Source organism: Campylobacter concisus (assembly GCF_002913545.1).
Classification (GTDB): domain Bacteria; phylum Campylobacterota; class Campylobacteria; order Campylobacterales; family Campylobacteraceae; genus Campylobacter_A; species Campylobacter_A concisus_AV.
The window spans coordinates 1-5,973 of the sequence record NZ_PPBR01000071.1; the positions used below are offsets into that span (position 1 = coordinate 1).

Sequence of the window (5,973 nt, forward strand, 5' to 3'; positions counted from 1 at the left end):
CTTAAATTTTGAGCTAAATTTGGCTTTACGCACAAGAATAAATTTTAAATTTAATAAGCCAAAACTCATGAAAATTTATAAATTTAAAGCTTATACATAAAAATAGTTATAGTAGATAAATTTGAAACTCCAAATTTAATATGGCGCTTAAATTTTGAGCTAAATTTGATTTTGCAAACAAGGGGTAAATTTGCCAAAATTTTAAATTTATCTGCCTCATTAAAAGTTAAAATTTAACAAGCCCTAGCTCTTTTAAATTTACAACATAAATTTTAGTCAGGATAGCAACAAATAATTTTATTAAAAGCTAAATTTGACCACTTTTATTTAGAAATTTACAAAATAGTCAAAATCCCTCTAGCTATTTTGCACTTCAGGCTGTCCAAAAAGCCTATTTGCCTCTTTTATCACGCCCTCTTCTCTTTGCTTTTTAAGCTCCTCTGGGCTTTTGCTCTGGCTTAGCGACATCAGCTCTTTTGCAAAGTCATTTTGAGGCTGAGATAGCGCATTTACCCTAGCTTCAGGCGCAGCAGGCTTGCTTACTGGCTCATCTTTTTGCTCGTCTTGTTGCCTAGCCTTTATCTTAGCGATCTCCTCATCAAGGTAGCTATATTTATCTTGTGTCTCTTGTGGCTTAGTTTGTGGCTCTGGCTTTGGGGCTGAAATTTGCGTTTTAGCATTTACGATCTTTATTTTTTTACCAAAAATTGTATGTAAAATTTCATGCATTACGCCCCAGCTTTTTTTGAAAAATGCCAGCTCATCGCCAGTTGCATTGACGACCAGACCAAGCTCATTTTCATTTAAAAAGCTAAAACTTATGTGATTTTTAAATATCTCTCCAAGCTCAAAGCTTCTATCATAAATTTTTGCCACAAACTGCTCGTATGGCGTCTTTGGCGCCTCTTTTATGGCTAAAATTTGCTCACTCACGCCAGCTTTTGGCATCGCAGTCACACTAGGCTCGCTCTTAGCAAGTTTTATGGCTTCATCGATATCTTGCAGATTTAGCGCTTCTATCATCATAAAAAGCATGAGCATCAGCACAAAGCCATTGTCGCTTGATACGCTTAACATCGACTTTGCCTGCGCCAAAATCCTAAAAAATCTCTCATATATAAGAAGCGAAAATTTTGGGTCATTGTCTAAAAATCTCTGCTTTAAATTTGCCAAAATTTCATCTATGATCATCTCTGGCTCATAGGTCTCAAGCTCGGTCACAAGCACTCTAATGGCGTTTTTATCAGCATTTGCGACGTGTTCGATGATCTGCTCTATCCTACTTGGATCAAGAAGTCCAAGCATCGCTGCCACGCTTGATTTTGTGATATTACCAGCGCCATAAATGATAGCTTGATCAAGCAGCGTTAGCGTATCTCTTAGCGAGCCGCCGCCGCTTCTAGCTAGTATCTCAAGCGCCTCCCTCTCGTAGCTCACGCCCTCTTTACTAAGGATAAATTCAAGATGTTTTACGATCTCATACCTGCTTATTTGCTTAAATCTAAAATGCTGCGTCCTTGAAAGCACCGTCGTTGGAAGCTTAAGCGGGTCGGTAGTTGCTAAGATAAATTTAACATAGCTTGGCGGCTCTTCAAGCGTTTTAAGAAGGGCGTTAAACGCCTCTTTTGTTAGCATGTGCACTTCGTCGATGATGAAAATTTTATATCTAGCAGCCGTAGGAGCGTATTTTGTCTGCTCGATGAGCTCTCTTATGTCGTCGATCTTTCTGTGGCTAGCTGCGTCCATCTCGATGATATCCATGTGGCGCGACTCGTTTGCCATCACGCACTGCGCGCAGACCTCGCAAGGCCTAGAAGTTGGCCCTTTCTCGCAGACCAAAGCCTTTGCAAATATCCTAGCACTCGATGTTTTACCGCTTCCCCTAAGGCCTGAAAACAAATAGGCATGACTCACTCTGTTTTCGTCAAGTGCGTGGGTTAGGCTCTTGCTTACGGCTTCTTGTCCAATAAGCTCGTCAAAATTTTTTGGTCGATATTTTAGGGCTAGTGCTTGCAACTGCTTTCCTTTTTGCAATTTTAATTTGCTGATTTTATAAAAAAAGGCATAAATTTATGGTTATGATAAAGTTAAATTTCGCTAAATTTAAGCCAAAATTTAGCGAGAAGGATAAATTTGCAAGCATTTATATCTGGATTTTTCACCTCTTTATCGCTCATTTTAGCCATTGGCGCGCAAAACGCATTTGTGCTAAAACAGGGCATCAAAAGAGAAAATATCTTTATCATCTGCCTTATTTGCGCTATTAGCGATGCCCTCTTGATCTTTGCAGGAGTTTTTGGACTTGCTAGCCTCGTGCAAAATTTTTCTATCATCAAGCAAATCGCCCTATATGGTGGCTTTTTATTTTTACTTTTTTACGCGCTAAAGAGCTTTCACTCGTGCTTTTTTAAGGACCTTAGCATGGATGCCAGCTGCGAAAATGCCAGATTGAATTTAAAGAAAAACATCCTTTTAACGCTCGCTTTTACCTGGCTAAATCCTCACGTCTATCTTGACACCATGGTCCTAATAGGCTCGGTTTCTACTAAATTTAAAGATGAAAATTTGATATTTGGCTTAAGAATTTGTCTTGCCTCGTTTTGTTTTTTCTTTACACTTGGCTATCTGGCTAGGTTTTTAGCGCCCATTTTTGCAAGGCCCATCTCTTGGAAAATTTTAGAGTTTTTTGTAAGCCTCATCATGCTCGCCCTTGCCTTCATGCTCCTTTTTGCTAGCTTCTAGCCTCTTTTTTAGCGCCTCTTTTTTGCGAAGTTCGAGCTGGTAGGCTTCATTTAGCGCGTCTTCGCCATCTAAATTTGCTCCGTCTAAAAATTTGCGGTAGTCTTCAAACTGCCTATTTTTTATCCCCCAAAGCACGCCAAAAAGCAGGGCCGCCCCCATCAAAACCGAGATAAAAACAAGCATCGCAAGAGTCGTTGTATCCACTATTTATCCTTAAATTTTCTAACTATAAAGAGCGAGTTTAGTATGACGCTAAGCGAGCTTGCTGACATGAAAAGCGCGGCAAATAGCGGCATGACGTAGCCACACACGGCAAATGGCAGGCTAAGGGCATTATAAAGCAGGCAAAAGAGTAAATTTTGCTTTATCGTTTTGTAGGTAAATTTTGAAATTTTCACCGCTTTTGCAAGGCTTTGAAGGCTATCATCAAGTAGCACGACATCGCTTTTCTCTAAGCTCACCGCCGCGCCACTTCCCATGCAAATGGCCACGTGAGCAAGACTAAGCGCAGCTGCGTCATTTATGCCGTCCCCTACCATCAGCACGTTTTTGCCCTGCTGCTTGAGACCAGCTATAAATTTAGCCTTCTCATCAGGCAACATCCCTGCCCTAAACTCGCTCACACCAAGCTCATCTGCCACATTTTTTACCACATTTTGCACGTCGCCACTTAGGATAAAGGTCTCTAATCCAGCTGCTTTTAGCTCATCTATCAATGCCTTTGCTTCGGGCTTTACGCTATCTTTTAGGTAAAATTTAGCCACCAGCTCGCCCTGCTTGCCCACAAAAAAGCTCACATTTTCTTCGCTCTCATCAAATTTCACCCCATTTTCAACCAAAAAGCGCCTACTTCCAGCGACAAAGCTCTCGCCTGCAATATCGGCGCTAACTCCCTTTGCCACGCTTAAATTTGCATTTTCAAGCTCAACTTTTTTTGCGCCTTTTTGCTTTAAAAACTCGGCCACCGCCACGCTTATTTGGTGGTTTGAGATGAGGCAAAGCGAGTAAATTTTATCGATATCCACGCTCTCTTTTATAAAAAACTCGCCAACTTCAAATTTAGCCTTTGTAAGCGTCCCAGTCTTGTCAAAGACCGCCACATCGCACTTTGCAAGGCTTTCAAAAAATTTAGCCTCCTTAAAAAGCACCTTGTTTTTAAAGGCAACCCCAAGGGCGCAAACGCTGCTAACTGGCGTAGCAAGGGCTAGCGCACAAGGACAAGCGATGATGATGACGCTCACAGCTGTCACTATCGCTTCTGAAAAGCTAAATTTAAAGTACCAAAACCAAAATGTAAAAAATGCTAGAGCAAGCACGCTAAGAGAGAATTTCGAGGCGATTTTATTGACTGCTAGCTCGATATTTGGCTTTTTTAGCTCTGCGTTTTGGAGTAAATTTATTAGTTGATTGAGGTATGAGTTTTTAAAAATTTGCCTTGCCTCATAGACGATCTGTCCGTTTAGACAGACGACGCCACTTTTTACCTCGCCGCCGTAGCCTAGCAAAAGTGGCAAGCTTTCGCCTGTTAAGCTTGAGCTATCCGCGCTCGCCTCACCGCTAAGCACCACCCCATCAAGCAGCGCCCTCTCGCCTGATCTAAGCACGATCTTTTCGCCTAAATTTACATCCTTTGGCTCTTTTAAAATGTCCTTGTCGTCCTCTAAAACGCACACTTTTGCAAGCAACATATCGCTTAAGAAATTTGAGGTCTCAAGCGCCTTTTTCTTGCCTAAAATTTCTAAAAATTTACCGATAAAAACAAAGGTTATGATCATCGCAACCGAGTCAAAATAGCTCTCGCCGCTTCTTGTAAGCATCGCAAAAATGGAGTAGATATAGGTTATGCTAGCCCCAGTGATAACGAGCAAGTCCATATTTGGCGAGGCGTTTTTAATGGCGATCTTTGCCCCTTTAAAAAACTCACTACCAGTGTAGAAAAGCACAGGCGTTGCTAGCACAAACTGCGCGAAGCTTAGCAGGTCCTTCACGTCGCTTCTGATGCCGCTAAAATAGCCGCCATACTGCGCGATCGCCAGCCACATGATATTCATCGTGGCAAAGACGCCAACAAGCGCTTTTGCATAGAAATTTCGCCTTTTTTTGACTAGCTCGTCCTCTTTTTGGCTCGCTGCGTAGACCTTTGGAGTGTAGCCAACGGCGTAAATTTTCTCGATTATTTGCTCCACCAAAAGCTCTTGCTCATCGTAAACAATGACTGCCTTTTGGCTAAGCGAGTTGATATTTACCTCCAAGATACCAGGCAGGCTAAAAAGCGCCTTTTCAAGTAGCCAGATGCACGCCGAGCAGGTTATGCCGTCAATGAGAAGTGAAATTTTAGAAAACTCGCCCTCTTTTGTCACCAGCTCGCTAAAATTTGCCGCTAAATTTTTGACATTTGCGCCGCTATTTGCAGGATTTAGCGTATTTTTGCCAAGTCGCTCATAAAACTCGCCAAGGCCACTTTCATTTAAAATTTCATAGACGCCTTTGCAGCCGACGCAGCAAAACTTAAGCCCACCTTTCGCCTCTATCATCACGCTTTCATCAAAGCTTTGCTTGCAGTGAGAGCACCTACACTTCACGGACGCTTCTTTTTAAGCTGGTCTAAATAGCCATAAATGGTGATCTTTGAGACGTTTAGCTTGGCTGCCACAATCTCGATAGCGCCCTTTATGTTAAAAATGCCCTTTTCGTTCATAAAGCCCACGAGCTCTAGCTTTTGCTCCTTTTTGAGCTTTTTGCCCTCATTTTTGGTGATGATCTTGTCGATCAAATTTAAGACGATCTGCATCACATCGTCGTTTTGCTCGCTCTTTGGCTCATTTTCACTCGTTTTTAAGAAATTCCCAGCCATTTCAAAAAGGCTCTTTGCCACGCTAGCATCGACATTTACGCATATCGCCCCTATGATCTCACCGTGCTCGTCTCTGATAAATGCAGTTGAAGACTTCACCAGCTTTTCATCTTTGATAAAAAAGTAGTTTGCCACGTAGTCGTCTTTGAAATTTTTGCTGTTTAAGACCTCGCTTACAAGGTGGTCAAAGCTTTGTCCGACCTTTCTGCCAGTGACGTCGCCAGCTACGTAAACGACTGAGCGCTGTGGGTGTGAGAGATCGTGCAGGACGACTTCGCAAGCAAATGGTGAGCTTTTTTGTATGAGATTTGCCGTTGGGATAAATGCCTTTAATATATGGTGCATAAGGCGCCTTTTGTTTTTGTTTAAGTATAGAA

General features: G+C 42.0%; 5 protein-coding genes. 1 reads left to right on the top strand and 4 read right to left on the bottom strand.

Annotated features, from left to right (window positions below; genetic code table 11):
- Positions 1-357 precede the first annotated feature (357 nt).
- Positions 358-2,016, bottom strand: a complete 1,659-nt coding sequence (locus CYP05_RS04325; protein WP_103642100.1) for a DNA polymerase III subunit gamma/tau — start codon at positions 2,014-2,016, stop codon at positions 358-360.
- 117 nt (positions 2,017-2,133) lie between these two features.
- Here CYP05_RS04325 and CYP05_RS04330 point away from each other — a divergent pair, with 117 nt between their 5' ends.
- Positions 2,134-2,742, top strand: coding sequence for a LysE/ArgO family amino acid transporter (locus CYP05_RS04330; protein ID WP_181001168.1), 609 nt, complete (start codon positions 2,134-2,136; stop codon positions 2,740-2,742).
- Here CYP05_RS04330 and ccoS read toward each other — a convergent pair.
- The 3 genes from ccoS to CYP05_RS04345 all read right to left on the bottom strand — a co-directional run.
- Positions 2,677-2,946, bottom strand: a complete 270-nt coding sequence (gene ccoS, locus CYP05_RS04335; protein WP_103642102.1) for a cbb3-type cytochrome oxidase assembly protein CcoS — start codon at positions 2,944-2,946, stop codon at positions 2,677-2,679. The genes CYP05_RS04330 and ccoS overlap by 66 nt on opposite strands.
- Positions 2,946-5,324, bottom strand: a complete 2,379-nt coding sequence (locus CYP05_RS04340; protein WP_103642103.1) for a heavy metal translocating P-type ATPase — start codon at positions 5,322-5,324, stop codon at positions 2,946-2,948. Before CYP05_RS04340 ends, ccoS begins: the two co-directional genes overlap by 1 nt.
- Positions 5,321-5,973 (bottom strand): helix-turn-helix transcriptional regulator (locus CYP05_RS04345; RefSeq protein ID WP_219809356.1); only part of this gene is annotated, 653 nt, incomplete at its 5' end. The genes CYP05_RS04340 and CYP05_RS04345, both read right to left, overlap by 4 nt.